The following is a 24,094-nucleotide window of genomic DNA, read 5'->3' on the forward strand; positions in this document are numbered from 1 at the left end:
GACGCGAAAAAGGCGACCTTTTACAGGTCGCCTTACCCAATGCTCTTTGCTGGTTTGGCTATTCCGCCGCGACGGCGTCTTCGATCTTTTCGACCCGGATCGCCGAGAACTTGAACTCGGGAATCTTGCCGTAGGGGTCGATGGCCGAGTTGGTCAGAATGTTCGCCGCCGCCTCGACATATGCAAACGGGATGAACACCATGTCTTCGGCAATCGCCCGGTCAGCCCGCGCCATGATCTCGATCGAGCCGCGACGGGTGGTCAGACGGATCATCTCACCCGGTTCGATCCCCATCAGCTTAAGCGTACGCGGGTTCAGCGAGCAGTTCGCTTCCGGCTCAACAGCGTCCAGAACGTTGGACCGGCGGGTCATCGACCCGGTGTGCCAATGCTCCAACTGACGGCCGGTGGTGGCGATCATCGGGTATTCGTCATCCGGGGCCTCATCCGGCGGGATGACGCTGGCCGGAGTGAATCGGGCCCGACCGTCCGCACGCGGGAAGCCGTCACCGAACACGATCGCCTGCCCCGGGTCTGTCTCGGACAGCGACGGATAGGTGATAGTCTCGGTCTCCAGACGCTCCCATGTGATGTTGTTGAGCGAGTTCATCGTCAACTTCATCTCGGCAAAGACCTGAGACACATCGGTGTAATCCCAGTTCAGACCGATCCGCTGCGCCAGTTCGACCGTGATTTTCCAATCCTCGCGCGCCTCACCCGGAGGGGTCACCGCGGGGCGCACACGCTGGACCTGACGGTTGGTGTTCGACACGGTGCCGTTCTTTTCATAGAGCGCCGAGGCCGGCAGGATGATGTCGGCATAGTTCGCCGTCTCGGTCAGGAAGATGTCCTGCACGATCATCAGATCCAGCTTGGCCAGTGCGTCGCGCGCGTGGTTCACATCAGGGTCGGACATAGCCGGGTTTTCACCCATGATGTACATACCTTTGATGTTGCCCGCATAGGCCTGATCGATGATCTCAGTCACGGTCAGACCCTTCTCGTTCGAGAAGTCGTCCGAGTTCCAAACGTTGTTGAACTTGGCGCGAATGCCATCATCCGTTACGGTCTGGTAGTCCGGCAGAAACATCGGGATCAGACCGGCGTCCGAGGCCCCCTGCACGTTGTTCTGACCCCGCAGAGGGTGCAAACCCGCGCCGGGTTTACCAACGTTGCCGGTCATCAGAGCCAGCGAAATCAGGCAGCGCGAGTTGTCGGTTCCGTGGATGTGCTGGCTGACGCCCATCCCCCAGAAGATCAGACCGGCTTTAGCCTGCGCAAACGTGCGCGCGACGCGACGCAGCTGATCCGGCTCAATACCACAGATCGGCGACATCGCCTCGGGTGTGAACTGGCGCAGATGCTCTTTCTCGGCCTCCCAGTTTTCGGTCCAGCGGTGGATGTATTGGCTGTCGTACAGCTCTTCCTCGACGATCACGTTCATGATCGCGTTGAGCATCGAGACATCCGCGCCCGGACGGAACTGCAGCATTTCGTCGGCGAACTTGCGCATGCCGACGCCACGCGGATCCATCACGATCAACTTGCCGCCGCGCTTGGCGAACTGCTTGAAGTAGGTCGCCGCGACGGGGTGGTTCTCGATCGGGTTCGAGCCGATGATGATCGCCACATCCGCGTTTTCAATCTCGTTGAACGTCGCGGTCACAGCGCCCGAGCCCACGTTCTCGATCAGAGCGGCCACCGACGACGCGTGGCACAGACGGGTGCAGTGATCGACGTTGTTGTGCTTGAAGCCCTGACGGATGAACTTCTGGAACAGGTAGGCTTCTTCGTTGGTGCACTTGGCCGAACCAAAGCCTGCAACGCTGCGCGGGTCTTCTTCGCGCAGGGTTTTCAGCTTGGTGGCGGCCAGATCCATCGCCTCTTCCCAACTCGCTTCGCGGAAATGGGTCGACAGGTTGCCCGGATCGACGTTCAGACCCTTGGCAGGCGCATCTTCCCGACGGATCAGCGGCTTGGTCAGACGGTGCGGGTGGTGAATGTAGTCAAAGCCAAAGCGGCCTTTGACACACAGACGCCCTTCGTTTGCGGGGCCGTTGATGCCCTCGACATATTTGACCTTACCGTCTTTCACCTTCAGCGAGACCTTGCAGCCCACACCGCAGAACGGGCAGACACTTTCGGTTTCGGAATCGTAGTCCTTGCTGTCACCCTGCTGCTGGTCATCCAGCACAGTGGCCGGCATCAGGGCACCGGTCGGGCAGGCCTGAACGCATTCGCCACAGGCCACACAGGTTGAATCGCCCATCGGGTCATTTTGATCGAACACCACCTGCGCCGTGTGACCACGACCAGCCATGCCGATCACATCATTCACCTGCACTTCACGGCAGGCGCGGACGCAGAGGTTGCAGTTGATGCAAGCGTCCAGATTGACGCGCATCGCAACGTGGCTGTCATCTAGCAGTGGGATCTTCTCGGCCTCTTTCGCGGGGAAACGGCTGTCGCTGACATCGTTCAGCTTGGCCATGTCCCAGAAATGGCTCGAGGCATCATGCGGCTGCTCGGGCTGGTCAGCAACCAGAAGCTCCATGACCATGGCGCGTGACTTCTCGGCACGGTCGCTGTCGGTCTTTACCACCATACCGTCCGCTGCGGGGCGGATGCACGAAGCGACCAGAGTACGCTCGCCTTCCACCTCAACCATACAGGCGCGGCAGTTGCCGTCGGGGCGATAACCCGGCTGCGGCTTATGGCACAGGTGCGGGATGGTGAACCCCTGCCCTTTGGCGGCTTCCCAGATGGTCCAGCCTTCGGGCACGGTGACGTCTTCGCCGTTCAGGTTGAAGGTGACGGTCTTGTTTGGGCTTTCATCAAGCATGGCTATTACCTTTCACCCGCCTGCATCATTTCGATTGCTAGAACAAAATCACTAATTTGAGTTTCGACTTCAGTGATTAGGGCTTCGTTGTCGGAAATCTCTTCATGATTGCTCACTAGAATTTTACTTAGTTGCACCTTCGCTGAGGCATCGCAGAAGTTATTCCAGGCTTCTTCGGGTACAGCTTCTCGATCAGAAACACCAAATTCAAATAGCAGGTCGTCTACAGGCTCGTGTGTAAGAAACGCTTCAATATCACTACCAATGCCACTGGTGGGAGAGCAGCCATGAATATCGCCATAGTAGCGCCTGATCGCCGCATAATCTGCTTCGAACTCTCCTCCGCAAACGCGCTTCGCCACGGCTGGCATCATCAACCACTCGAAATGATGGAAAGGCGAGATTTTTCCATCTTCAGAATGCAGCACACTAATGCATTTAGCTGGTTCAGCACTAACAGACTGTGCCGCTATAAGGGCTAGTACAGATAGAGGAAGACGCATCAGATCTCCTCCGGAAAATGTTTCATGACAAGGCGGATGGGATTCGGAGCGGCCTGCCCCAGACCACAAATCGATGCGTCGCCCATGACCTGACACAGATCCTCCAGCAGATCGGTGTCCCATTTGTCGGCTTGCATCAGCTTGACCGCCTTTTCACAGCCCGCCCGGCAGGGCGTACATTGGCCGCAGCTTTCGTCTTCAAAGAAGCGCAGCATATTCAGCGCAGCATCGCGGGCGGTGTCCTGATCGGACAGAACCACCACGGCGGCCGAACCGATAAAGGTGCCATGCGGTTGCAACGTGTCGAAATCCAGCGGGATATTATCCATCGAAGCTGGCAGCAGGCCCGAGGATGGGCCGCCCGGCTGGTATGCTTTGAAGGTCTGGCCTTCGGCCATCCCTCCGGCAGCTTCGATCACATCCAGAATGGTCGAGCCCGCGGGCAGCAGATAAACGCCTGGCTTGGCCACCCGGCCCGAGACCGAATAGCTACGCAAACCCTTGCGACCATTCTTTTCGGTGCTGTTGAGGCACTCGGGCCCCTCGCGGCAGACTTTGGTGACCCAATAGAGCGTCTCGACATTGTGCACCAAGGTCGGGCGGTTAAAGACCCCAACCTGCGCCACGAACGGAGGACGGTGACGCGGCAAGCCCTTCTTGCCTTCAATCGACTCGATCATCGCGGATTCTTCACCGCAGATATAGGCACCAGCACCGCGGCGTAGGTCGATGTAACCCGGCTCAACAATCCCGGCGTTTTCCAGCGCGGCGATCTCACGGCGGAGGATTTCCAGAACCGCCGGGTATTCGTCGCGCATATAGATGAAGCAGGTTTCCGCCTCGACCGCCCATGCAGCGATCAGCATCCCTTCGAGGAAGACATGCGGCGTGCGCTCCAGATAGTAACGGTCCTTGAACGTGCCCGGTTCGCCCTCGTCCCCGTTCACAGCCAGATAGCGCGGGCCTTCGTTCATACGAACAAAGCCCCACTTCTTGCCCGACGGGAAGCCAGCGCCGCCCAGACCACGCAGGCCCGAGGACAGGACGTCTTCCTGCACCTTTTCCCAATCGCCGCCGTCGCGCAGCTCTTTCAGCTTGGCGTAACCGCCATTTGCTTCATAGACCGCAAAGGCTTCGTAGTCGGGCAGATGCGCGTGCGTACCACCCGCCGCAATCGCCGCCTGCACCTTTTCGGGGGTCGCGTGGTCGATATGGTTGTGGCCGATCTCAAGCACCGGAGCGGTGTCGCAGCGGCCCATGCAGGGCGCGCGGACAACGCGCACCTCGGTGGGGTCCAGCCCATCTTCCAGCGCCTTTTGCAATTGCTGAGCACCGGCCATTTCACAGGACAGGGAATCACAAACCCGGATGGTCAACGCCGGAGGAGGCGTCTCGCCCTCTTTCACCACATCGAAATGAGCATAGAAGGTAGCGGTCTCATAGATCTCGGCCTGACCGATGCGCATCTCAACCGCCAACGCGGCAATGTGGTCGGCGCTGATATGGCCGTGTGTGTCCTGAATCAAATGCAGGAATTCGATCAGCAGATCGCGGCGGCGCGGACGGTCGCCCAACAGGCGTGCGATTTCAGCCTGTGCCTCATCCGTGAACTGACGGCCTTTGGGCGTGTGCCGCCCTTTGCCTTTACCTGACTTCCAGACGCCTTTGGGTGCGCCTGATGGCTTGGTGTCTAATGGTGCCATGATGCCCTCCGATTAAGGCTCCGTGTCTCATCAGACTAGCATATCGTCAAATCTCTTGTCGCAATCGTACGATAACGACAGCTTATCACCGCAAAGACGTCACCACAGCGCGCAAAGCCTCAACCGTCGGTAGTTCCGGGTCGCGGCTCAGGGTCGCCAGACAAATCGGTTTACTGACAACGGGATCGACCAGGGGCAGCACCTTTGTTCCCTTCAGATCGCCCAGCGCACGGACCAGAACTCGAGGCACCACGGTAGCCGCCAACCCCTCGCGCGCCATGACCATCGAGGCGGTAAAGCCGCTGGTTTCGGCCACAACATCCGGGTGCAGGCCTTGTTCGGCGAAAATCCGGTCAAGGATACGACGGTTCTGCATCTGCGGCTCCAAAAGGCTGAGCGGAAATTCGGCCACCCGCGCCCACGGAATCGGACCGGTCTCATCCGTCATATGCGACGGCACCAGCAGAACATAGGTTTCCTCATACAGAGGCTGCACCTGACGCAGATCGGTGCCGATACTGTCGCCATAGGTGATGCCCGCATCCAGACTACCCTCATCCAGCCGGTGCTGAATGGCCGTCGCCGACATGGTTTCGATCCGCGTGATGATGCGGGGATGTGCATCGCGCAATCGCTTGATCAGGCGACCGGTGAAGGCAATCGCGGTCGGGATCACGCCCAGAATCAACGTCCCGGTAATCTCGCCCTTAGCGGCCAGAACCTGCTGCTCTAGCGCCTTGGTGTCATCGAGGATACGCCGCGCCCGCTGGACGATCATCTCACCCTCTTCCGTCAGGCCTTGAAACCGGTTGGCGCGGCGGACGATGGAAACACCAAGCCGGTCTTCGAGGTTACGAATTCGCATCGAGAAAGCAGGCTGCGAAATCCCGCATTCCTCGGCCGCTTTGGCAAAGTGGCGATGTCGCGCCAAGGCGCTGAGCAATTGCAGGTCGCGGATTTCGATCATACTTCAGAATTCCAAATTCTGGTCAGAAACTCAGATTAACCGCTTTCTTAGTTAGGGAAAGCAAGCAGTTTTCTGGGATAGCCAATACATGCAATCAGAACCGGGTTTAAAAACCCAGAAATCAATACATGAACAATATTGTAAAACCATTGGCACAACTAATTCGGGCTCGAATATGTTAAGAAGGCCCGAAGTCTGCCCCCCCTCCCAATCCTCCCGGACCGATGGTGCCGCCATTCTGTAGACGCTTCGCATCTGTTGTTTGCGCTGAAGGAGAATGCGGCTTATGCGTTTGATTTCCTGTGCGTTTCGGAGGGCGTCGAGCTTTTCTTCTAAAATCGATAATAATGGCCATAACGGCCAAACAAAAAAGTACGAAAAGCACAGAATAAACAATGATATCCATGCTCAATAGGTATCATTAATCCCATGCCTTGACAATTCACACCTGGAATCCGATCACTTCCCAGCACTCGGAAATCGTTTCAGAATTTGAGCAGCAATGGAATTGGGTGTGATCAAGTATTAAACAAAAAATGCATCACATCGCCGTCCTTGACGATATATCCCTTACCTTCGGCCCGCATTTTGCCCGCTTCTTTGGCACCCTGCTCACCATCAGCGGCGATGTAGTCGTCATAGGCGATGGTTTCGGCGCGGATGAAGCCTTTTTCGAAATCACCGTGGATGACGCCAGCGGCCTGCGGCGCGGCGGTGCCGGTGCGGATGGTCCAGGCGCGGGCCTCTTTCGGGCCGACGGTGAAGTAGGTTTCCAGTTTCAGCAGGTCATAACCAGCACGGATCAGGCGATCGAGGCCAGGCTCTTCCAGACCCATCTCCTCCAGGAACATCTGCGCCTCTTCATCTTCCAGCAGGCTGATCTCTTCTTCGATCTTGGCGCTGATGATGACATGCGCGTTGCCTTGCGCCGCTGCCATTTCCGCAACCTTCGCAGAGTACTCGTTGCCCTCGGCGGCTTCTTCTTCCGATACGTTGCAGACATAGAGCACCGGCTTGGTGGTCAGCAGCTGCAGCATCTTCCAGGCCTTGGCGTCTTCGGCAGTGACCTCGACCAGACGCGCGGGTTTGCCGCTTTCCAGCATAGCCTGCGCCTCGGCTAGCAGACGGTCTTGCTGTTGCGCCTCTTTGTCGTTGCCTTTCAGCTTGCGCACCAGATTGGCGCGGCGCTTTTCGATGCTTTCCAGATCGGCCAGCATCAGCTCGGTCTCGATCGTGTCGGCATCGGCGACCGGATCGACGCGACCGTCCACATGAGTCACGTCGCCGTCTTCGAAACAGCGCAGCACATGGGCAATGGCATCGGTCTCACGAATGTTGGCCAGAAACTGGTTGCCCAGCCCCTCGCCTTTTGAGGCACCCTTTACCAGACCTGCGATATCCACAAAGGTCATCCGCGTTGGAATGATCTGTTTCGAGCTTGCAATCGCCGCCAGCTTGTCCAACCGATCATCAGGTACAGCAACATCACCCACATTGGGTTCAATGGTGCAAAACGGGAAATTCGCCGCCTGCGCGGCCGCGGTTTTGGTCAACGCATTAAAGAGGGTCGACTTGCCCACATTCGGCAGACCCACGATTCCCATTTTAAAGCCCATGCTGGCCTCCTGAAGCGATACGACGGCGTCTTCTAGGCAGGTCCGGGAGAATGCGCAAGTCGGACGACAAAACGGCATGGAAAGTCCGAATTGCAACATCACGGAAAAGTTCACAACGTGTGAACTTGCCTGAATTGAAAACAGCCCCCTAAACTCACCACGTAGAATGTAGCGATCAAATAAATAGTGAAGACTTGAAATGAAATACGTTACTGCAGCCTTGGCGCTGCTTTGTGCCGCACAGGCCGCGCAGGCCCAGTCCGTAATCCTTGGCGCTGGATATTCAGATTTTTCCGACAGTTCTGCCAAAGACGAAGCCGTTTTTGCGCTTGAATACCATCACCGCCCGTTTCACGAGGCCACTCGCTTTTCCGCCACTTGGGGCAGTGCCTTGTCAGTCGACACGGCAGGCAATGTCCACGTCGGTATCGGCCTCGTCGGATATTACACGTTTGCCGACCGCTGGTTCGTCGAAGGCAGTGTCATGCCAGGGTATTTCTCGGAAAGTGATGACTTGAACGATCTGGGCGGCGAATTCCAGATTCGCAGTTTGCTGGGCGTCGGTTACACGCTGGACAATGGCAACAGGATCTCAGTGGCACTCACTCACAAATCCAACGCCAGTACGCAGGATGACAATCCGGGTGTCAATTCAGCACTTCTAAGGTATCACTTCGCGTTCTGATGCCTTTGCAGCAGGACCGGGATTGATTTTCGGGCAAAGTTTCTGCACATCAGGTCGAAACCTGAATGCAAGGACCGCAGATGACCCGTATCGACGCCAAGTTCGCCGCCCTTAAAGCCGAAGGGAAAAAGGCCTTTGTCGCTTATATCATGGCAGGCGACCCAGATTTCGACACCTCGCTTGAGGTCGTAAAGGGCCTGCCCGGTGCCGGAGTCGATGTTATCGAACTGGGTTTGCCCTTCACCGACCCGATGGCAGATGGTCCGACCATTCAGGCCGCTGGTCAGCGCGCTCTTGATGGGGGGATGACCCTGCAAAGGACGTTGGACCTGGCCCGCGCCTTCCGCGAAACCGATGATACCACCCCCATTGTGTTGATGGGCTACTACAACCCGATCTACAGCCGTGGCGTTGATACCTTCTTGACCGACGCCAAAGAGGCCGGCATCGACGGCCTGATCGTAGTTGATCTGCCGCCGGAAGAAGATGAAGAGCTTTGCCTGCCAGCCCAAGCCGCAGGTCTGAACTTTATCCGACTGGCCACACCGACCACTGATGACAAACGCCTGCCCCGTGTCCTGCAAAACACTTCGGGCTTTGTATATTACGTCTCGATCACGGGCATCACCGGCTCGGCCGAAGCACAGGCCACGAATGTCGGCCCTGAAGTGGCACGGATCAAAGCCGCAACCGACCTGCCCGTCATCGTCGGCTTTGGAATTAGCACGCCCGAAAAATCTCAAGCGATTGCAAGTGTTGCGGACGGTGCCGTAGTCGGTTCGGCCATCGTCAGCCAGATCGCCCAAGGCAAACCCGTGGCCGAGGTTCTGGATTTCGTGAAATCACTGGCCGACGGCGCGCATTCAGCCTGATCTTTCAGCCCTTCCTTAAGAAGCCACAGCAAGCCACCTGCCTGCTGTGGCTTTTTCATGCCTGCCCCCGATTGCTCCCTTGAAAATGCGCCTGTACAAATTCTTAACCACTTAAGAAAAGGCGTTGGCGCATGCCCGTGATCACCACTATCGAAGACCTGCGACGCATCTACGAACGCCGCGTGCCCCGGATGTTTTATGACTACGCCGAAAGCGGCAGCTGGACCGAGCAGACCTTTCGCGAAAACAGCTCGGATTTCTCGGATATCCGTCTGCGCCAAAGGGTTGCCGTGGACATGGCCGGGCGATCGACAGCCTCGCAAATGATCGGTGAAGATGTCGCAATGCCCGTCGCCCTGGCTCCGGTCGGACTGACAGGCATGCAACATGCGGATGGCGAGATGAAGGCCGCCAAAGCCGCTGAAGAGTTTGGTGTGCCCTTTACCCTGTCCACCATGTCGATCAATTCAATCGAAGATGTGGCCGAGCACACGACGAAACCTTTCTGGTTTCAGCTCTATACGATGAAGGATCAAGATTATGTCAGCCGCCTGATCCAACGCGCCAAGGATGCCAAATGTTCGGCACTGGTAATCACACTGGACCTCCAGATCTTAGGCCAGCGACACAAAGACCTTAAAAATGGCCTGTCAGCTCCGCCGAAGCTGACGGCCAAAACCATCGCGAATCTGATGACCAAGTGGTCCTGGGGGATCGAGATGCTGGGTGCCAAACGGCGCGAGTTCGGAAATATCGTGGGGCATGTCGAAGGTATCTCAGACGCTTCGTCCCTTGGCGCATGGACGGCTGAGCAATTCGACCCCAGCCTTGACTGGGTCAATGTCGAAAAACTGATGGAACAATGGGGCGGCAAGGTCATCCTCAAAGGCATTCTGGACGCCGAAGACGCCAAAATGGCTGCAAAACTGGGCGCTGATGCCATTATCGTATCCAACCATGGCGGGCGGCAACTGGATGGGGCCCTCAGTTCCATTCGAATGCTACCTCAGATCATGGATGCCGTCGGCGACGACATAGAAGTCCACTTGGACAGTGGTATCCGCTCGGGTCAAGATGTTCTGAAGGCCCTCGCCTTAGGAGCCAACGGCACATATATCGGCCGTGCGTTTGTCTATGGGCTGGGCGCGATGGGTCAGAAAGGTGTGACCACTGCGCTAGAGGTGATCCGGAAAGAGCTCGACACGACCATCGCGCTTTGCGGTGAACGGAACATTGGCGATCTGGGGCGGCATAACCTGCTGGTTCCCGAAGATTTCTGCGGGCGATGGCAAAGCTGAACCGCCGGAATTGGGGCTCTGCCCCCGCCGCCCTGCGGACGGCTCCCCCAAGATATTTCTGGCCAGATGAAGTTGCGGATCCTCTATTCATCTGGCTAAAAATATCGCGGAGCGCGAGGCAGAGCCTCGCAAAAAGACAAACCGTCAAAAACCCCTTTCCAAACACAATGAATCGAGATAAGGACGCGGCTTCACGCGGGCATACAGCCTTGGAGGATGCCCGCCCTAACATTGGAGAATTTATCATGGCTGGAGAGATTCCTGATCTCGTAGCTCTGGAACGGACGGGGACAGGCAAGGGCGCCGCTCGTCAGGCACGCCGCGACGGCATGGTTCCGGGCATTGTTTTTGGTGGCGATAAAGAGCCGCTGCCGATCCAGATCCCGTTCAACGTCCTGTTCAAGCGCCTGAAAGCAGGCCGGTTCAAGTCGACCCTGTGGAACCTGAAGGTTGAAGGCCACGAAGACGTCCGCGTCATCTGCCGCGACGTTCAGCGTGACGTTGTCAAAGACCTGCCGACCCACCTGGACCTGATGCGCTTGCGTCGGACCACCAAGATCGCGCTGTTCATCCCCGTTGAGTTCATCAACGAGGACGAAGCACCCGGCATCAAAAAGGGCGGTGTTCTGACTGTTGTCCGTCCGGAAGTTGAACTGATGTGCACCGCCGGTGACATTCCTGAAAAGATCGTCGTTGACGTGACCGGAATGAACATTAACGACGTTGTCACCATTTCTTCGGTTGACCTGCCCGCAGGCACCAAGCCGACCATCGACCGCGACTTCGTGATCGCGAACGTTTCGGCACCGACCGGTCTGTCGACCAGCGACGACGAAGAAGGTGAAGAAGTGGCCGCAGACGAAGTTGAAGTCGTCGGTCAGGAAGAAGCAGAAGAATAAATCCGGATCCAAATATTCGGATTTTGAAACGGGGCTCACTTTGAGCCCCGTTTTCTTTTTGCGTAGCGGGCTGGAAAGTGAATGGCATTCCGTGCCATCAACCCCCTGCGCTGCACAAGGACGATACTATGAAACTGTTTGTCGGGTTGGGTAACCCTGGGTCGAAATACGCCCACAACCGGCACAATATCGGCTTCATGGCCGTGGACCGGATTGCCGAAGACCACAGTTTTGGCCCATGGAAATCCAAGTTTCAGGCCGAGATCGCCGAAGGGCGTCTGGGCAGCGAAAAGGTGCTGCTGGTCAAGCCGCAAACCTTCATGAACCGCTCGGGTCAATCCGTGGGCGAGGCGATGCGCTTCTACAAGCTCGATTCGACCGACGTAACCGTCTTTCACGATGAATTGGACCTTGCCCCCGGTAAGGTCCGCGTCAAGGCGGGCGGAGGGCATGCCGGGCACAACGGACTGCGATCGATTCACGAACATATCAGCCCGGCCTATGATCGGGTGCGTTTGGGTATTGGCCATCCGGGCCGGAAGGAGATGGTCTCACCTTATGTTCTGGGGGACTTTGCCAAGGCTGATGCCGATTGGCTGAAAGATGTGCTGCGAGGCGTAGCTGACGGTGCGGGGTATCTGGCCAATGGGGAAAGCGGCAAGTTCATGAACGCGGTCGCCCTGCACACCGCCCCGCCGCGATCGTCAAAATCACCTGCCAAGGAACCAAAGACGGCATCCAAGCCCGCCCCTGAACCCGAGGTGGACGAACGCTCGGCCATGCAAAAGCTGCTGGACAAGTTCAAGTAAGGCTAATCACCTTGCCGCTACGTCCCGATTGCAGATTGGCGTTCGGCGCGCTCCAATGTGGCAGGAAAAGGGAGGCAAACTATGAGAGCTGTGTTGAAATGGATGCTGCGCATCCTTTTGATGCTGGCGCTGGCCGCAGTTGTTGTTGGGTTCTGGAAACGCGAAGAGATTCAGCGCCTGATGGCCGTGAACTCATTGTTTTCCGAAGAAAAGATCGTTCATAACTTCTCTAACATGGACAAAGCTTTCTTGACGGTCAGCTTACCACGCGGGAATGGGCCAACTTGGGAATTGCCATACGGTCCCGGTTTTGAGCTGCCCGAGGGTACTGACAATTGGATCGAGGACCGCGCCGTGACCTCCCTGCTGGTCATGCAGGACGGGCAGATCCGGTTCGAAGAATACTATCTAGGCACCGGCCCCGATGATCGCCGAATTTCGTGGTCGGTCGCCAAAAGCTATCTCTCGGCCCTGTTCGGCATTCTGCTGACAGAAGGTGCGATCCAATCGTTGGACGACCCTGTGGTGAAATACGCGCCTGAATTGCAGGGTACGGCCTATCATGGCGCCTCGATCCGTAACGTTCTGAATATGGCAAGCGGTGTCATCTTCGACGAGGATTACTTCGACCCCAAATCTGACATCAACCGGATGGGCCGCGTCATTGCCTTGGGTGGCGAGCTGGATGACTTCACGGCCTCGCTGCAGGATAGCTTCGCAACACCGGGCGAAACTTGGCAATACGTGTCAATCGATACCCATGTGATCGGCATGGTGATACGCGGCGCCACCGGGCGCAGCGTGACAGAGTTGTTGACTGAGAAGATCATCCAGCCCTTGGGGCTTGAGTATGATGGCTATTATGTAACCGACGGTGCCGGGGTTGCCTTTGTGCTTGGTGGGCTGAACTTTACCACCCGCGACTTTGCCCGATTTGGTCAGATGATCCTGCAGAACGGCAGACACAATGGCGAACAGTTGGTGCCAGCGGACTGGATTGCCGAATCTGTTCTGCCCAGTGCCCCGACCGCGCCAGGTGAGATTGGCTATGGCTACCAGTGGTGGATACCCTTGGGCGCGCATGAAGGCGAATTTCTGGCCCGTGGCGTTTACGGCCAATACCTCTATTTCGATCAGCCGCGCGGCGTTTTGATCGTGACGACCGGAGCAGATCGCAAGTTCCGCGATCCGGGTATCAACGAGGCAAACATAGAAATGTTCCGCAAGATCGCTCAAAGCCTGTAAGGTGGGCTCATGCAAAAACAAGACAGTATCAATGTGTTGGGCGGAGTACTCGCCCCCTGTTCAAGTGACCCGCTGACCGGATTCTTTCGGGACGGGGCCTGTAACACATGCCCCGAAGATCAGGGAAGTCACACGGTCTGCGCAGTCATGACTGCCGAGTTTCTGGCCTTTTCGAAATATGTCGGAAACGACCTCAGCACGCCGCGCCCCGAGTTCGACTTTCAGGGCCTGAAACCCGGTGACAGTTGGTGCTTGTGCGCCGGTCGGTTCTTGCAGGCCCATGACGAGGGCTGCGCGCCCAAGGTGCATCTTGAGGCCACTCATCAGCGGGCGCTGGATGTGGTGCCGTTGGACATTCTCACACAATACGCCGCCAACCAGGCCTGATCACCCAAATCAACCGGCTGGTTAAACCAATACGCCCCCCATCTGTCTCCAGATGAGGGCCGCCAAATTGTCTAAAATGATGGTTTATTAGTCCGCCGAGCGGCCTTCGGTATCCGACATGTCAAAGTTCAGATATTTGGCCACGGTCTGAACGTCCTTGTCGCCCCGCCCGCACATGTTCATGCAGATCAGGTGATCCTTGGGCAGATCAGGCGCTATCTTCATTACGTGTGCCAGCGCGTGACTGGGCTCCAGCGCGGGGATGATGCCCTCGGTTGCGCAGCACAGTTGGAAGGCCTCCAGCGCTTCTTTGTCGGTGATCGAGACATAGTTCGCCCGACCAATATCGTTCAGCCAGGAATGTTCAGGACCGATACCGGGATAATCCAGACCGGCCGAGATCGAGTACCCTTCCAGAATCTGCCCATCATCATCCTGTAGCAGATAGGTCCGGTTTCCATGCAGAACGCCCGGACGGCCGCCGGTAAGCGAGGCGCAATGCTCCATCTTTTCGTTCACGCCCTTGCCGCCGGCCTCGACACCGATGATGTTGACCGACTTATCGTCGAGAAACGGGTAGAACAGGCCCATCGCATTCGAACCACCGCCAATGGCGGCAATGATGGTGTCGGGCAGACGGCCTTCGGCCTTCTGCATCTGTTCCTTGGCTTCCTTGCCAATGATCGACTGGAAATCGCGGACCATCGCCGGGTACGGATGCGGACCGGCCACGGTGCCGATGCAGTAGAACGTGTCGCGCACATTGGTCACCCAATCGCGCAACGCGTCGTTCATGGCGTCTTTCAACGTACCACGACCCGAGGTTACCGGAATAACTTCGGCCCCCAGCAGACGCATGCGGAACACGTTGGGTGCCTGACGCTGCACGTCATGCGCGCCCATATAGACCACACATTTCAGACCGAACTTGGCACAGACAGTCGCGGTTGCCACGCCGTGCTGCCCTGCCCCGGTTTCCGCAATGATCCGGGTCTTGCCCATGCGCCGCGCCAGAATGATCTGACCCAACACGTTGTTGATCTTATGCGCGCCGGTGTGGTTCAGCTCGTCACGTTTCAGATAAATCTTCGCACCGCCCAGGTGCTCGGTCAGGCGTTCGGCAAAATACAACGGCGAGGGTCGGCCTACGTAGTTCGCCCACAGATCATCCATCTCAGCCCAGAAGGTTTGATCGTCTTTGGCCTTCTCGTATTCCTCTTCCAAAGACAAGATCAGGGGCATCAGCGTTTCGCTGACGAACCGTCCGCCAAAAATACCAAAGCGGCCCTGCTCGTCGGGGCCGGACATGAAGGAATTGAAAAGATCGTTGGCCATGGGTGTCTCCATCGTCGTACCCGTTGTTCATAGGAGGTGGCGACGGGATTTGCCATGGCAAAACGCACTAACCCGCTGCTTGATAATTCAGTTCCCAGACCTGCAGAGCCTGATCCCTGCTTGGTACGCCCAGACAGGGGAAATGATAGAAACCGTTCAGATCGGCCAGACGCTCTGCAGCCTGCATGAGCTGTCGATGCGGGCCGGAATAGGCAAAGGTCAGCATCGCCTCGGCGTCGTGCCAGACGCTCAGCGAGAAATACATTTCCTGATGCGAAAACACCCCCGCGTGAAGGCACAAAGGATCACCGCGCGCCTGATTGAGTGCTTTGTGCGCCCGCCAGTGAAATTCCGGTGCGTAATACCAACGTTTCAAAGAAACCCCGCCAATCGCTGCCAGCATGACTGCATCCTCCCCTACCGGGGATACGCAGCCACCGCACGATCAGATCACCGCGTTGCGTTGATAAAGGCTTGGATCAGATCGACGTCCTTGACCCCAGGGGCGCTTTCCACGCCCGACGACACATCAACCTGCCGAGCACCGGTCATGCGCATGGCCTCAGCCACGTTGTCAGGCGTCAACCCTCCGGCCAACATCCACGGACGCCGCCAGTATTTACGCCCTGCCAGAAGGCGCCAGTCAAAAGCCAACCCGTTGCCGCCCGGCAGTTCCGAATTGCGTGGTGGCTTGGCATCTATCAGCAATTGGTCAGCAACTTCGGAATACAGATCAATCGCGGCAAGATCTTCGGCCTCGGCAACACCTACCGCTTTCATCACCGGCAGGCCGAACCGGTCGCGAACGTCAGCCACGCGTTCGGGGCTTTCCTTTCCGTGCAACTGCAACATGTCCAGCGGCACAGCGGCGGTGATACGGTCAAGATCTTCGTCTGACGCATTCACGGTCAGCGCGACTTTGGCGACCCCGGCAGGCACCAAATGAGACAGATCAGCTGCGGTTTGTATTTCCAGATGACGCGGTGACTTGGGAAAGAAAACGAACCCAACATAGCGCGCCCCGGCATCAACTGCCGCGCGTACGTGTTCCGGGGCGGTCAGGCCGCAGATTTTCACGCTGATTTTAGTAGACATGCCGCTTAGCTGGCCTCGTCCAGCAGGGCCAGAACCTCGTCCTGACCTTCGTTCTGCTTTTTCTTGAGCTTTTTGACCTCACGCTCAAGCTTGCGAACTTCGCTTGTCTTCGCCGAGGCATCCCGCCGGTGCTTGTGCTCGCGCAGCCATTCCCACAGAAAGCCAATGATCAGACCCGCGATAACACCACCCAGCACCACGACGAACAGCGGCAGTGATGTGCTCAGGTTAAAGCCCAAAAGCTCGGCAAAAGGTTCCGGCATCAGCGTCAACTGAACCGACTCACGATTGGCCAACGAGACGGAAATAAGCACGATCCCGAGGGTCGCCAGAAAAGCATATCGAATGTAGCGCATCATGCCCTAGGCTTTACCGTTCAAACGGTCCCTAAGCAACTTGCCAGTTTTGAAAAATGGCACACATTTCTCTTCAACCTGAACAGTTTCGCCGGTTCGAGGGTTACGACCGATGCGTGCATCGCGTTGTTTAACTGAAAATGCACCAAATCCGCGCAGTTCCACCCGGTCACCGCGCGCCATGGCATCGGTCACCTCTTCGAACACAGTATTCACAATACGCTCGACGTCACGCTGATAAAGATGCGGGTTCTCGTCGGCGATTTTCTGAATCAGTTCTGAACGGATCATGAGCGTTACCCTCCCAGGTGACCGGTTAGTCATCTCTATTTATTTGGACAGTATAGAAAAAAACGAGGTTCGGGGGAACGTCAACTCTGTGTGCAAAGCCCTAATTTTCCAACCATGTCACGCGATTTTTTGCTTGTGAGCACAGATTTGAAGCCAAATGCATGAACGAGAGGTGAATAAAGCCCAAAAATCGGAACATATTGATTCGCAACAAAAACGGCCCCGCGTATCAACGCGGGGCCGTAAATTCGGTTTAGGCTTGGGCCTGAGCTTAGTCGCCGGACTTCAGCGCTGCACCTAGGATGTCGCCCAGCGATGCACCCGAGTCCGAAGAACCGTACTGTTCCACGGCCTCTTTCTCTTCGGCGATCTCGCGTGCCTTGATTGACAGGCCCAGACGGCGGGTCTTGCTATCGACGTTGGTGACGCGGACGTCGACCTTGTCACCGACCGAGAAACGCTCGGGGCGCTGCTCAGCACGGTCACGCGACAGGTCCGAACGACGGATGAACGATTTCATGCCTTCGTATTCGACCTCGATGCCGCCATCTTCGATTGCGGTGACCTCAACGGTGATGACCGAGCCACGCTTCACGCCGCCCACGGCTTCGGCGAACTTGTCACCGCCCAGGGCTTTGATCGACAGCGAGATACGCTCTTTTTCGACGTCAACTTCCGAGACAACGGCCGAAACCATGTCGCCTTTGCGGTAGTTCTGGATCGCATCCTCGCCACGCTCGTCCCACGACAGGTCGGACAGGTGAACCATGCCGTCGATGTCGCCTTCGAGGCCAATGAACAGACCGAATTCGGTGATGTTCTTGACTTCGCCCTCGACCTCGGTGCCCTCGGGGTGTGTTTCTGCAAACACTTCCCACGGGTTGCGCTGAGTCTGCTTCAGGCCCAGAGACACGCGACGCTTGGCGCCGTCGATTTCCAGAACCATGACGTCGACTTCCTGGCTGGTCGAAACGATTTTGCCGGGGTGGACGTTTTTCTTTGTCCAGGACATTTCGGACACGTGCACCAGACCTTCGACACCGGCTTCCAGCTCGACGAACGCGCCGTAGTCGGTGATGTTGGTGACGCGACCCTGATGGACCGAGCCCAGCGGGTACTTGGCAGCAACCAGATCCCACGGATCTTCCTGCAGCTGCTTCATGCCCAGGCTGATGCGGTGGGTCTCTTTGTTGATCTTGATGACCTGAACCTTGATGGTTTCGCCGATCGTCAGGATCTCGGACGGGTGGTTCACACGACGCCATGCCATGTCAGTGACGTGCAGCAGGCCGTCAACGCCGCCCAGGTCAACAAATGCACCGTATTCGGTGATGTTCTTGACGACACCCTCGACGGTCTGACCTTCGGACAGGTTGCCGATAACTTCGGCACGCTGTTCGGCACGCGATTCTTCCAGGATTGCGCGACGCGAAACAACGATGTTGCCACGACGACGGTCCATTTTCAGAATCTGGAACGGCTGCTTCAGACCCATCAGCGGGCCAGCGTCACGCACGGGGCGAACATCAACCTGCGAACCGGGTAGGAACGCAACTGCGCCACCCAGATCGACGGTGAAGCCACCTTTGACGCGACCGAAAATTGCACCTTCGACACGCTGGTCGTCGGCATATGCTTTTTCCAGACGGTCCCATGCCTCTTCACGGCGGGCCATCTCGCGTGAGATGACGGCTTCGCCACGGGCGTTTTCTGCGGCGCGCAGGTAAACTTCGACCTCGTCGCCTACAGCGATTTCAGGGGCTTCGCCGGGATTTGCGAATTCTTTCAGATCAACGCGGCCTTCCATTTTGTAGCCGACGTCGATGATGGCTTGGCCGGCTTCGATCGCCAGAACCTTGCCTTTGACAACAGAACCCTCTTCGGGTGTGTCCATTTCGAAGCTTTCATTTAGGAGGGCTTCGAATTCCTCCATGGATGCGTTAGCCATGTGGCGTTGTTTTCCTTTACATACGTTTTTGCTGGCCGAGCGGTTGTCTCCGCCGGTCTTGTTCAATGCCTTCACCGGGCGTGATCCGGGGCGCATCCGATTACACAAACACAAAGGGCCGAGGTAACCCGGCCCTGCTCAGATACGTCATCCGGACGTTAACCGCCCTTGTTCAGACAGCGCGCGTATAGGCGGATTCTGCGGCGTGTGCAAGGGTAAAGCCCATATTTCCAAGGCTTGATCGAATATTGTCGGCGCGATCACGTCACCTGTTCCCGCCCCACACACCGGCGTCCCGACGCAACATAGCCTGTTCCACCGAATCCAGACGAACAATCGCAGCCGATGGATCGTTCCCACCGCCCGCGTTATTCCATATCTTCAAGGCCGAGGTCGGGCTCCACGGCAAACAGGCTTGTGCCAACCATTTTCTTAATTGCGGGGGCAACGCGTCATAAGCCTGCATTGGCGGATTTTGCCGCTTACGACGCTTAAGATTGCTTTGCAGGTTACGACCGGACTTGCCTGCCGGATGCGGTCGTCGCTGGGCTCTGCCCGAAGTCATTCTTTTTGCGCTCCATTTTAAGCAATGTTATTACATGTTAAAAATCTGAGCGCAATTCGAACTGAGATACAAGAACCGAGCCAAGACCGCCGATCTCACATTCCGTTGAAAAAAATGCCTGTTGGTTGCGCGTTTTGAATCAACACGGCACCAGTGGATTCACACATGCGAACCGGAGATGTCAGTTCATGGAAGAGTTCAACCTCATCGTTGCACAGCAGCCCCAGTGGATTCAGATATGGATGAAAATTCTGAGCTTTTGCGCCTTCGTGTTGCCGGTCTCTCTACTGATCTGGAAGAAAACACGTCTGACGGCAATCATCACGTTGCTGGGCAGCATACTGGCCGCAGCCGGGGTTCTGCTGATCTTCAACCAGCTTGGATATGTCCGACTGATGGGGCTGGGCCATGCCGTATTCTGGACGCCGCTTGCCTATTACTTGTGGAGGCAGCAGGGCCGCGAAGACGTGCCTACGGCTCCTAAATGGATCATTCGGGTGGTGCTGCTGATCATCGCGATTTCACTGGCTTTCGACTATGCAGATACGATCCGATATCTGCTGGGTGACCGGACGCCAGTACCCGCTCCAGCGTAAAACCCAATCACCGTTTCAGATTTCTTCGCCCTTCTTCAGCAATTCTTCGATCAGTTCACGCTGAAGATTTCCGCTGTCGCCCCCACCAAATTGCTGCGCTCCACCGGAATAGAGTGAGCCATAGGTCTTGGCGATATTCACCGTTTGCGCCAAGCCCGAAATCAACTGATCCTTCTCCAGCGGCGATAACGGATGAATGAAGGCCGCCCACAGCATCCCGTTGGCAATCGCATAGCGCGCATCCAAGGCGCTGTCGAAATTGGCTTGCATCATGCGCTGCATGTCTTCTGCGGTCAGGCCCTCGGCGCTGCGGATCGGAACCATGGCACGCATCCGGTCAGCATTGGTGTCGGTGATGACCAGCATCGGCACATCCGATACGGTCAGCTGAAAGCCGGGGCCGCTGGGCTGCGCCTCAGGGTCGAGCGCAAATATGATCTTGCCCAAGCGCTCATAGTCCATCGGAGGTTCAGCTTCTGGCGCTTCCTGCGCAGCCAGACTTCCGGCCAGAAAAATCAGCATTAGGGCTAGTCGGATCATGGCATCTCTCCTGAAGGCTACAAGCTAACCATAGGAAGCCGATCGCGCTCTGGCCAAACAAAGCTTAGTGAAGAGCATTTCCCGTATCGCCGCAACTTTGAACGATCTGCAAAGTTTGCCGAGCTAACTGCGATAGCTCGTTCAAAAACACCCACCTAAATATGTTTCAGCGGTTGGCAGCCCCGTCAGCCCATTCCTGAACATGAAAGGAAAACGCAATGAAATCTGTGATCCTGAGCGCTTTGATCGCTACCTTACCCCTAGTCGCTGCACCTGTATTTGCGGCGGATGAGATTAACGTCTCGAACGGTATCTCGGCCGCAGGTGCGCCGCTGGCCGCACATGGCGTCGATCTTGTGGCGCTGGTCGATGACGGCAATCCGGTCGAAGGCTTTGCCACCCACTCTGCCACCTATGACGGTGCGTCATACTACTTTACCAGCGTGGCGAACCGCGAGGCTTTTGAGGCCAACCCTGCTGCCTACCTGCCACAGCACGGCGGGTTCTGCTCGTTTGGCGTTTCGGTCGGAAAAAAGTTCGACGGTGACCCGGATCAGTATCTGGTTGCGGATGGCAAACTTTATCTGTTCCTGAATGCCGAAACACGCGCGGCGTTCCTGGAAGATGTGGCGACAACCGCAAAAACCGCCGACGATCAGTGGGCGAGCATCAAAAGCATCGCGGTCGGCGAGCTGTAACCCCCCTGCCCCGCGGTCTTAAAACGCTGCGGGGCGTTTCCGTTCGATAAGCGCCACGGCCTGAGCCAAGGCGTCTTGGATGCTCAGATCGGATGTATCCAGCAAAACAGCATCATCTGCGGGCTTCATTGGCGCCGTGCTACGTTCGGCATCCCGTGCATCGCGTTCGCGCACATCTGCCAGAACCTGATCACGTGTGAGGTCGGTGCCTTTTGCGCTCAACTCAAGATAACGACGTTCGGCGCGCACCTCGGCACTCGCGGTGACAAATATCTTCACCTCGGCCTCAGGGCAGATCACCGTCCCAATATCGCGCCCATCCAGAACCGCGCCGCCGGAGCGGCGAGCAAACGCGCGCTGAAAATCGACCAGAGCTGCGCGCACCTCGGGGATCACCGCAACCTTCGAGGCCGCCTGCGCGATGTCAGCAGTGCGCAGATCGCCCTGTTCCAACTCCTCGGCGCTCAACGCTTCGGCAGCGGCAATAGGGTCGGTTCCGTCCAAAGTCCGGCGTCCAACAGCGCGGTACAACAGACCCGTGTCCAGATGCGCAAAGCCAAAATGCGCCGCGACCCCTTTCGAAATCGTGCCTTTGCCTGCGGCTGCAGGACCGTCGATGGCAACGGTGAAACTCATGTGCGTTCGACCTTTGCACCCAGCGCCGCCATCAGCGGTTCGAATATCGGGAAAGAGGTCGCAATCGGTCCGCCATCATCCACCGAAACCGGAGTTTTCGCACCCATGCCCATAACCATGAACGACATGGCAATGCGGTGATCCAAAAAGCTCTCACATGTTCCGCCGCCAGGGACGTTACCGATGCCCAGCCCGTCGACCGACCACCAGTCTTCACCTTCGTCGACGGTCACACCATTGGCTCGCAGCCCGCGCGCCATGGCATCGATCCGGTCACTTTCCTTGACGCGCAGCTCTTTCACGCCGCCCATCATCGTCGTGCCGGTCGCATTCGCCGCAATCACGGAAAGAACCGGGTATTCGTCAATCATCGAGGCCGCGCGTTCCGGCGGCACATTTATGCCCTTCATGTTCGGCGAGTATTTCGCGCGCAAATCAGCGACTGGTTCGCCGCCTTCTTCGCGTTCGTTCTCATAGGTCAGATCGGCCCCCATCTCGCGCAGAGTGGTGAACAGTCCCGCGCGCGTCGGGTTCAGGCCAATGCCCGGCACTAGTACATCCGAGCCGGGCGTGATCAGTGCCGCACAAACAGGGAATGCCGCGCTGGACGGATCGCGCGGAACAGAGATGACCTGAGGTTTCAATTCGGGGCGACCGGTCAGAGTTATCACGCGGCCCTCATCAGTATCCTCGACGGTGATTTCCGCCCCAAAGCCCGCGAGCATCCGTTCGGAGTGATCGCGTGTGGCCTCTTTCTCAATCACTACAGTCTTGCCCGGCGCGTTCAGACCGGCCAGTAGCACTGCGGATTTCACCTGTGCCGACGGCACGGGAACCTCGTAGCGGACCGGCACCGGCTCAGCGGCGCCTACGATGGTCATCGGTAGCCGCCCGCCCGCGCGCCCGACAGATTGCGTACCAAACAGCGCCAGTGGATCGGTCACACGCGCCATCGGGCGTTTGTTCAGGCTGGCATCGCCGGTGAATGTCGCGGTGATCGGGCAGGTCGCCATCGCGCCCATGATTAGCCGCACACCGGTGCCCGAGTTACCACAGTCGATCACTTGGTCGGGCTCGGCGAAACCACCAACGCCTACACCATGCACAGTCCATTCGCCATCACCATGATCTGTGACCTCGGCACCAAAAGCGCGCATGGCCTTGGCCGTGTCCAGAACGTCTTCGCCCTCTAACAGGCCCGAGATCTTGGTTTCACCCACGGCCATAGCGCCCAAGATCAGCGACCGGTGCGAGATCGACTTGTCACCGGGCACCTCTGCCGTGCCGGTCAGCGGGCCGCAGGGATGCGAGGTCATCGGGATGGGCGTGCCGTGTCCGGACATGGGGGCTCCTGTTTTCGCTATCAGTTCAAGGCGGATTAGCGAATTGGGGCCGGTTGGTCCAGCGGCAATCAGTCTTTACGGCGGAAGGTCAGGTAATGCGGCACCCGCCCTTCGCGCAGGGCTTTCTGTTCATAGCGCGTGGAAATCCAATCATCCCATGGCTCGCGCCAATCCGCCGGGCGCTCGGCCAGCCATTCAAAGCCTGCGCGCGGCACCTCTTCCAAGGTCTGGCGAACATAATCGGGAATGTCGGTCGCGACACGGAAGATTGCCCCAGGCTTGAGCGCACGGGCCAGTGGCTCAAGATGTTCCTGCGTCACAAAGCGGCGGCGATGGTGCCGCGTTTTGGGCCACGGGTCAGGGTACAGCAAAAAGGCGCGTGAAATGCTGGCTTCCGGCAGCACATCAAACAGGTCGCGCGCATCACCGGGATGCACCGCCAGATTCTCGACCCCGGCCTTTCGGATCTTACCCAACAGCATGGCAACGCCGTTGATGTACGGCTCGGCTCCGATAATTCCGATATCGGGGTTGCTGGCGGCTTGGTGCACCAGATGTTCCCCCCCGCCAAAGCCGACCTCAAGCCAGATATCTTTGCCACCGAACAGCGCAGTAAGGTCCAGCGGATGACGTTCGGGGTTGGTCTCCCAATCCACGGCACCCGGCGACAGGGCGTCGAGATCTTCGTTCAGATACGTCTTCTGACTCTGCTTCAGGGCCTTGCCCTTAAAGCGGCCATAGAAGTTTCTGCGGGGGCGTTGTGGTGTCTGGGTGCTCATGGCGGAGCCCTTACTGCGCGGGTGGCAGTGTTGCAACCCCGGCGCGGCAACGAAAAAGCGCGCCGGTCTCGGCGCGCTTCGGGATG

Annotated in this window: 25 protein-coding genes; 9 read left to right on the forward strand and 16 right to left on the reverse strand. The window is 57.5% G+C overall.

Translation table 11 applies throughout. The features are described from left to right. Nucleotides 1-58: 58 nt before the first annotated feature. The 5 genes from fdhF to ychF all read right to left on the reverse strand — a co-directional run bounded on the left by fdhF (nucleotide 59) and on the right by ychF (nucleotide 7,631). Nucleotides 59-2,842: a formate dehydrogenase subunit alpha gene (gene fdhF, locus GOW93_RS13685; protein ID WP_170385170.1), complete on the reverse strand. Its 2,784-nt coding sequence runs from the start codon at nucleotides 2,840-2,842 to the stop codon at nucleotides 59-61. Nucleotides 2,843-2,847: 5 nt separating this feature from the next. After that, complete coding sequence (locus GOW93_RS13690; RefSeq protein ID WP_170385173.1) at nucleotides 2,848-3,345, reverse strand: hypothetical protein; 498 nt, start codon at nucleotides 3,343-3,345, stop codon at nucleotides 2,848-2,850. Beyond that, the gene (locus tag GOW93_RS13695; RefSeq protein WP_170385176.1) at nucleotides 3,345-5,048 is read right to left on the reverse strand and encodes an NAD(P)H-dependent oxidoreductase subunit E; all 1,704 of its coding nucleotides are present in this window, start codon (nucleotides 5,046-5,048) and stop codon (nucleotides 3,345-3,347) included. The genes GOW93_RS13690 and GOW93_RS13695 overlap by 1 nt, the downstream gene beginning before the upstream one ends. Nucleotides 5,049-5,133: 85 nt before the next feature. Next, entirely contained in the window at nucleotides 5,134-6,015 is an 882-nt protein-coding gene (locus GOW93_RS13700) for a LysR family transcriptional regulator (RefSeq protein WP_170385179.1), read from the reverse strand. Between the two features lie 518 nt (nucleotides 6,016-6,533). Continuing rightward, nucleotides 6,534-7,631: a redox-regulated ATPase YchF gene (ychF, locus tag GOW93_RS13705; RefSeq protein WP_170385182.1), complete on the reverse strand. Its 1,098-nt coding sequence runs from the start codon at nucleotides 7,629-7,631 to the stop codon at nucleotides 6,534-6,536. A gap of 199 nt (nucleotides 7,632-7,830) precedes the next feature. Between ychF and GOW93_RS13710 the strand changes: the two genes are divergently transcribed. From GOW93_RS13710 to GOW93_RS13740, 7 genes are all read left to right on the forward strand, one after another. Next, nucleotides 7,831-8,316, forward strand: a complete 486-nt coding sequence (locus tag GOW93_RS13710; RefSeq protein ID WP_170385185.1) for an acyloxyacyl hydrolase — start codon at nucleotides 7,831-7,833, stop codon at nucleotides 8,314-8,316. A gap of 80 nt (nucleotides 8,317-8,396) precedes the next feature. After that, nucleotides 8,397-9,188 (forward strand): tryptophan synthase subunit alpha, encoded by a 792-nt coding sequence (gene trpA / locus GOW93_RS13715; protein ID WP_170385188.1) that lies wholly within the window; start codon nucleotides 8,397-8,399, stop codon nucleotides 9,186-9,188. Nucleotides 9,189-9,319: 131 nt separating this feature from the next. Further along, on the forward strand, nucleotides 9,320-10,486 hold the full coding sequence (locus GOW93_RS13720) for an alpha-hydroxy acid oxidase (protein WP_170385191.1): 1,167 nt from the start codon (nucleotides 9,320-9,322) through the stop codon (nucleotides 10,484-10,486). Between the two features lie 245 nt (nucleotides 10,487-10,731). Further along, nucleotides 10,732-11,385 (forward strand): 50S ribosomal protein L25/general stress protein Ctc, encoded by a 654-nt coding sequence (locus GOW93_RS13725; RefSeq protein WP_170385193.1) that lies wholly within the window; start codon nucleotides 10,732-10,734, stop codon nucleotides 11,383-11,385. Nucleotides 11,386-11,513: 128 nt separating this feature from the next. Beyond that, entirely contained in the window at nucleotides 11,514-12,194 is a 681-nt protein-coding gene (pth, locus tag GOW93_RS13730) for an aminoacyl-tRNA hydrolase (protein WP_170385195.1), read from the forward strand. Nucleotides 12,195-12,275: 81 nt separating this feature from the next. Next, a complete protein-coding gene (locus GOW93_RS13735; protein ID WP_170385198.1) occupies nucleotides 12,276-13,439 on the forward strand; it encodes a serine hydrolase domain-containing protein in 1,164 nt (387 codons plus the stop codon). Between the two features lie 9 nt (nucleotides 13,440-13,448). Then, entirely contained in the window at nucleotides 13,449-13,826 is a 378-nt protein-coding gene (locus tag GOW93_RS13740; RefSeq protein ID WP_170385201.1) for a DUF2237 family protein, read from the forward strand. Between the two features lie 87 nt (nucleotides 13,827-13,913). Here the strand turns inward: GOW93_RS13740 and trpB are convergent, their stop codons facing one another. The 7 genes from trpB to GOW93_RS13775 all read right to left on the reverse strand — a co-directional run bounded on the left by trpB (nucleotide 13,914) and on the right by GOW93_RS13775 (nucleotide 19,416). Next, a complete protein-coding gene (trpB, locus tag GOW93_RS13745; protein WP_170385204.1) occupies nucleotides 13,914-15,161 on the reverse strand; it encodes a tryptophan synthase subunit beta in 1,248 nt (415 codons plus the stop codon). Between the two features lie 67 nt (nucleotides 15,162-15,228). Then, a complete protein-coding gene (locus GOW93_RS13750; RefSeq protein ID WP_170385207.1) occupies nucleotides 15,229-15,564 on the reverse strand; it encodes a DUF3291 domain-containing protein in 336 nt (111 codons plus the stop codon). A gap of 47 nt (nucleotides 15,565-15,611) precedes the next feature. Beyond that, nucleotides 15,612-16,256: a phosphoribosylanthranilate isomerase gene (locus tag GOW93_RS13755; protein WP_170385210.1), complete on the reverse strand. Its 645-nt coding sequence runs from the start codon at nucleotides 16,254-16,256 to the stop codon at nucleotides 15,612-15,614. Between the two features lie 5 nt (nucleotides 16,257-16,261). Further along, complete coding sequence (locus GOW93_RS13760; protein WP_170385432.1) at nucleotides 16,262-16,612, reverse strand: lipopolysaccharide assembly protein LapA domain-containing protein; 351 nt, start codon at nucleotides 16,610-16,612, stop codon at nucleotides 16,262-16,264. A 6-nt stretch (nucleotides 16,613-16,618) separates the two neighbouring features. Then, nucleotides 16,619-16,903, reverse strand: coding sequence for an integration host factor subunit beta (gene ihfB, locus GOW93_RS13765; protein WP_170385213.1), 285 nt, complete (start codon nucleotides 16,901-16,903; stop codon nucleotides 16,619-16,621). Nucleotides 16,904-17,174: 271 nt separating this feature from the next. Then, nucleotides 17,175-18,851: a 30S ribosomal protein S1 gene (gene rpsA, locus GOW93_RS13770; protein ID WP_039532111.1), complete on the reverse strand. Its 1,677-nt coding sequence runs from the start codon at nucleotides 18,849-18,851 to the stop codon at nucleotides 17,175-17,177. Between the two features lie 265 nt (nucleotides 18,852-19,116). Then, nucleotides 19,117-19,416 carry a DUF6525 family protein gene (locus tag GOW93_RS13775; protein WP_254443587.1) on the reverse strand — a complete coding sequence of 100 codons (300 nt, stop codon included), beginning with the start codon at nucleotides 19,414-19,416 and terminating at the stop codon, nucleotides 19,117-19,119. Between the two features lie 188 nt (nucleotides 19,417-19,604). On the opposite strand from GOW93_RS13775, the gene GOW93_RS13780 reads away from it, so the two are divergent. After that, a complete protein-coding gene (locus tag GOW93_RS13780; protein WP_170385216.1) occupies nucleotides 19,605-20,012 on the forward strand; it encodes a hypothetical protein in 408 nt (135 codons plus the stop codon). Between the two features lie 15 nt (nucleotides 20,013-20,027). On the opposite strand, the gene GOW93_RS13785 is transcribed toward GOW93_RS13780, so the two are convergent. After that, nucleotides 20,028-20,552: a hypothetical protein gene (locus tag GOW93_RS13785; protein ID WP_170385219.1), complete on the reverse strand. Its 525-nt coding sequence runs from the start codon at nucleotides 20,550-20,552 to the stop codon at nucleotides 20,028-20,030. Nucleotides 20,553-20,770: 218 nt separating this feature from the next. On the opposite strand from GOW93_RS13785, the gene GOW93_RS13790 reads away from it, so the two are divergent. After that, the gene (locus GOW93_RS13790) at nucleotides 20,771-21,250 is read left to right on the forward strand and encodes a YHS domain-containing (seleno)protein (RefSeq protein ID WP_170385221.1); all 480 of its coding nucleotides are present in this window, start codon (nucleotides 20,771-20,773) and stop codon (nucleotides 21,248-21,250) included. A gap of 18 nt (nucleotides 21,251-21,268) precedes the next feature. Here the strand turns inward: GOW93_RS13790 and cmk are convergent, their stop codons facing one another. From cmk to trmB, 3 genes are all read right to left on the reverse strand, one after another. Beyond that, nucleotides 21,269-21,886 (reverse strand): (d)CMP kinase, encoded by a 618-nt coding sequence (gene cmk, locus GOW93_RS13795; protein ID WP_170385223.1) that lies wholly within the window; start codon nucleotides 21,884-21,886, stop codon nucleotides 21,269-21,271. Further along, nucleotides 21,883-23,229 carry a 3-phosphoshikimate 1-carboxyvinyltransferase gene (gene aroA / locus GOW93_RS13800; RefSeq protein WP_170385226.1) on the reverse strand — a complete coding sequence of 449 codons (1,347 nt, stop codon included), beginning with the start codon at nucleotides 23,227-23,229 and terminating at the stop codon, nucleotides 21,883-21,885. The genes cmk and aroA overlap by 4 nt, the downstream gene beginning before the upstream one ends. Nucleotides 23,230-23,297: 68 nt before the next feature. After that, nucleotides 23,298-24,008, reverse strand: coding sequence for a tRNA (guanine(46)-N(7))-methyltransferase TrmB (trmB, locus tag GOW93_RS13805; RefSeq protein ID WP_170385229.1), 711 nt, complete (start codon nucleotides 24,006-24,008; stop codon nucleotides 23,298-23,300). Between the last annotated feature and the right edge of the window lie 86 nt (nucleotides 24,009-24,094).

The sequence above is a fragment of the Ruegeria atlantica genome (assembly GCF_013032455.1).
In the GTDB taxonomy this organism is placed as follows: Bacteria; Pseudomonadota; Alphaproteobacteria; order Rhodobacterales; family Rhodobacteraceae; genus Ruegeria; species Ruegeria atlantica_B.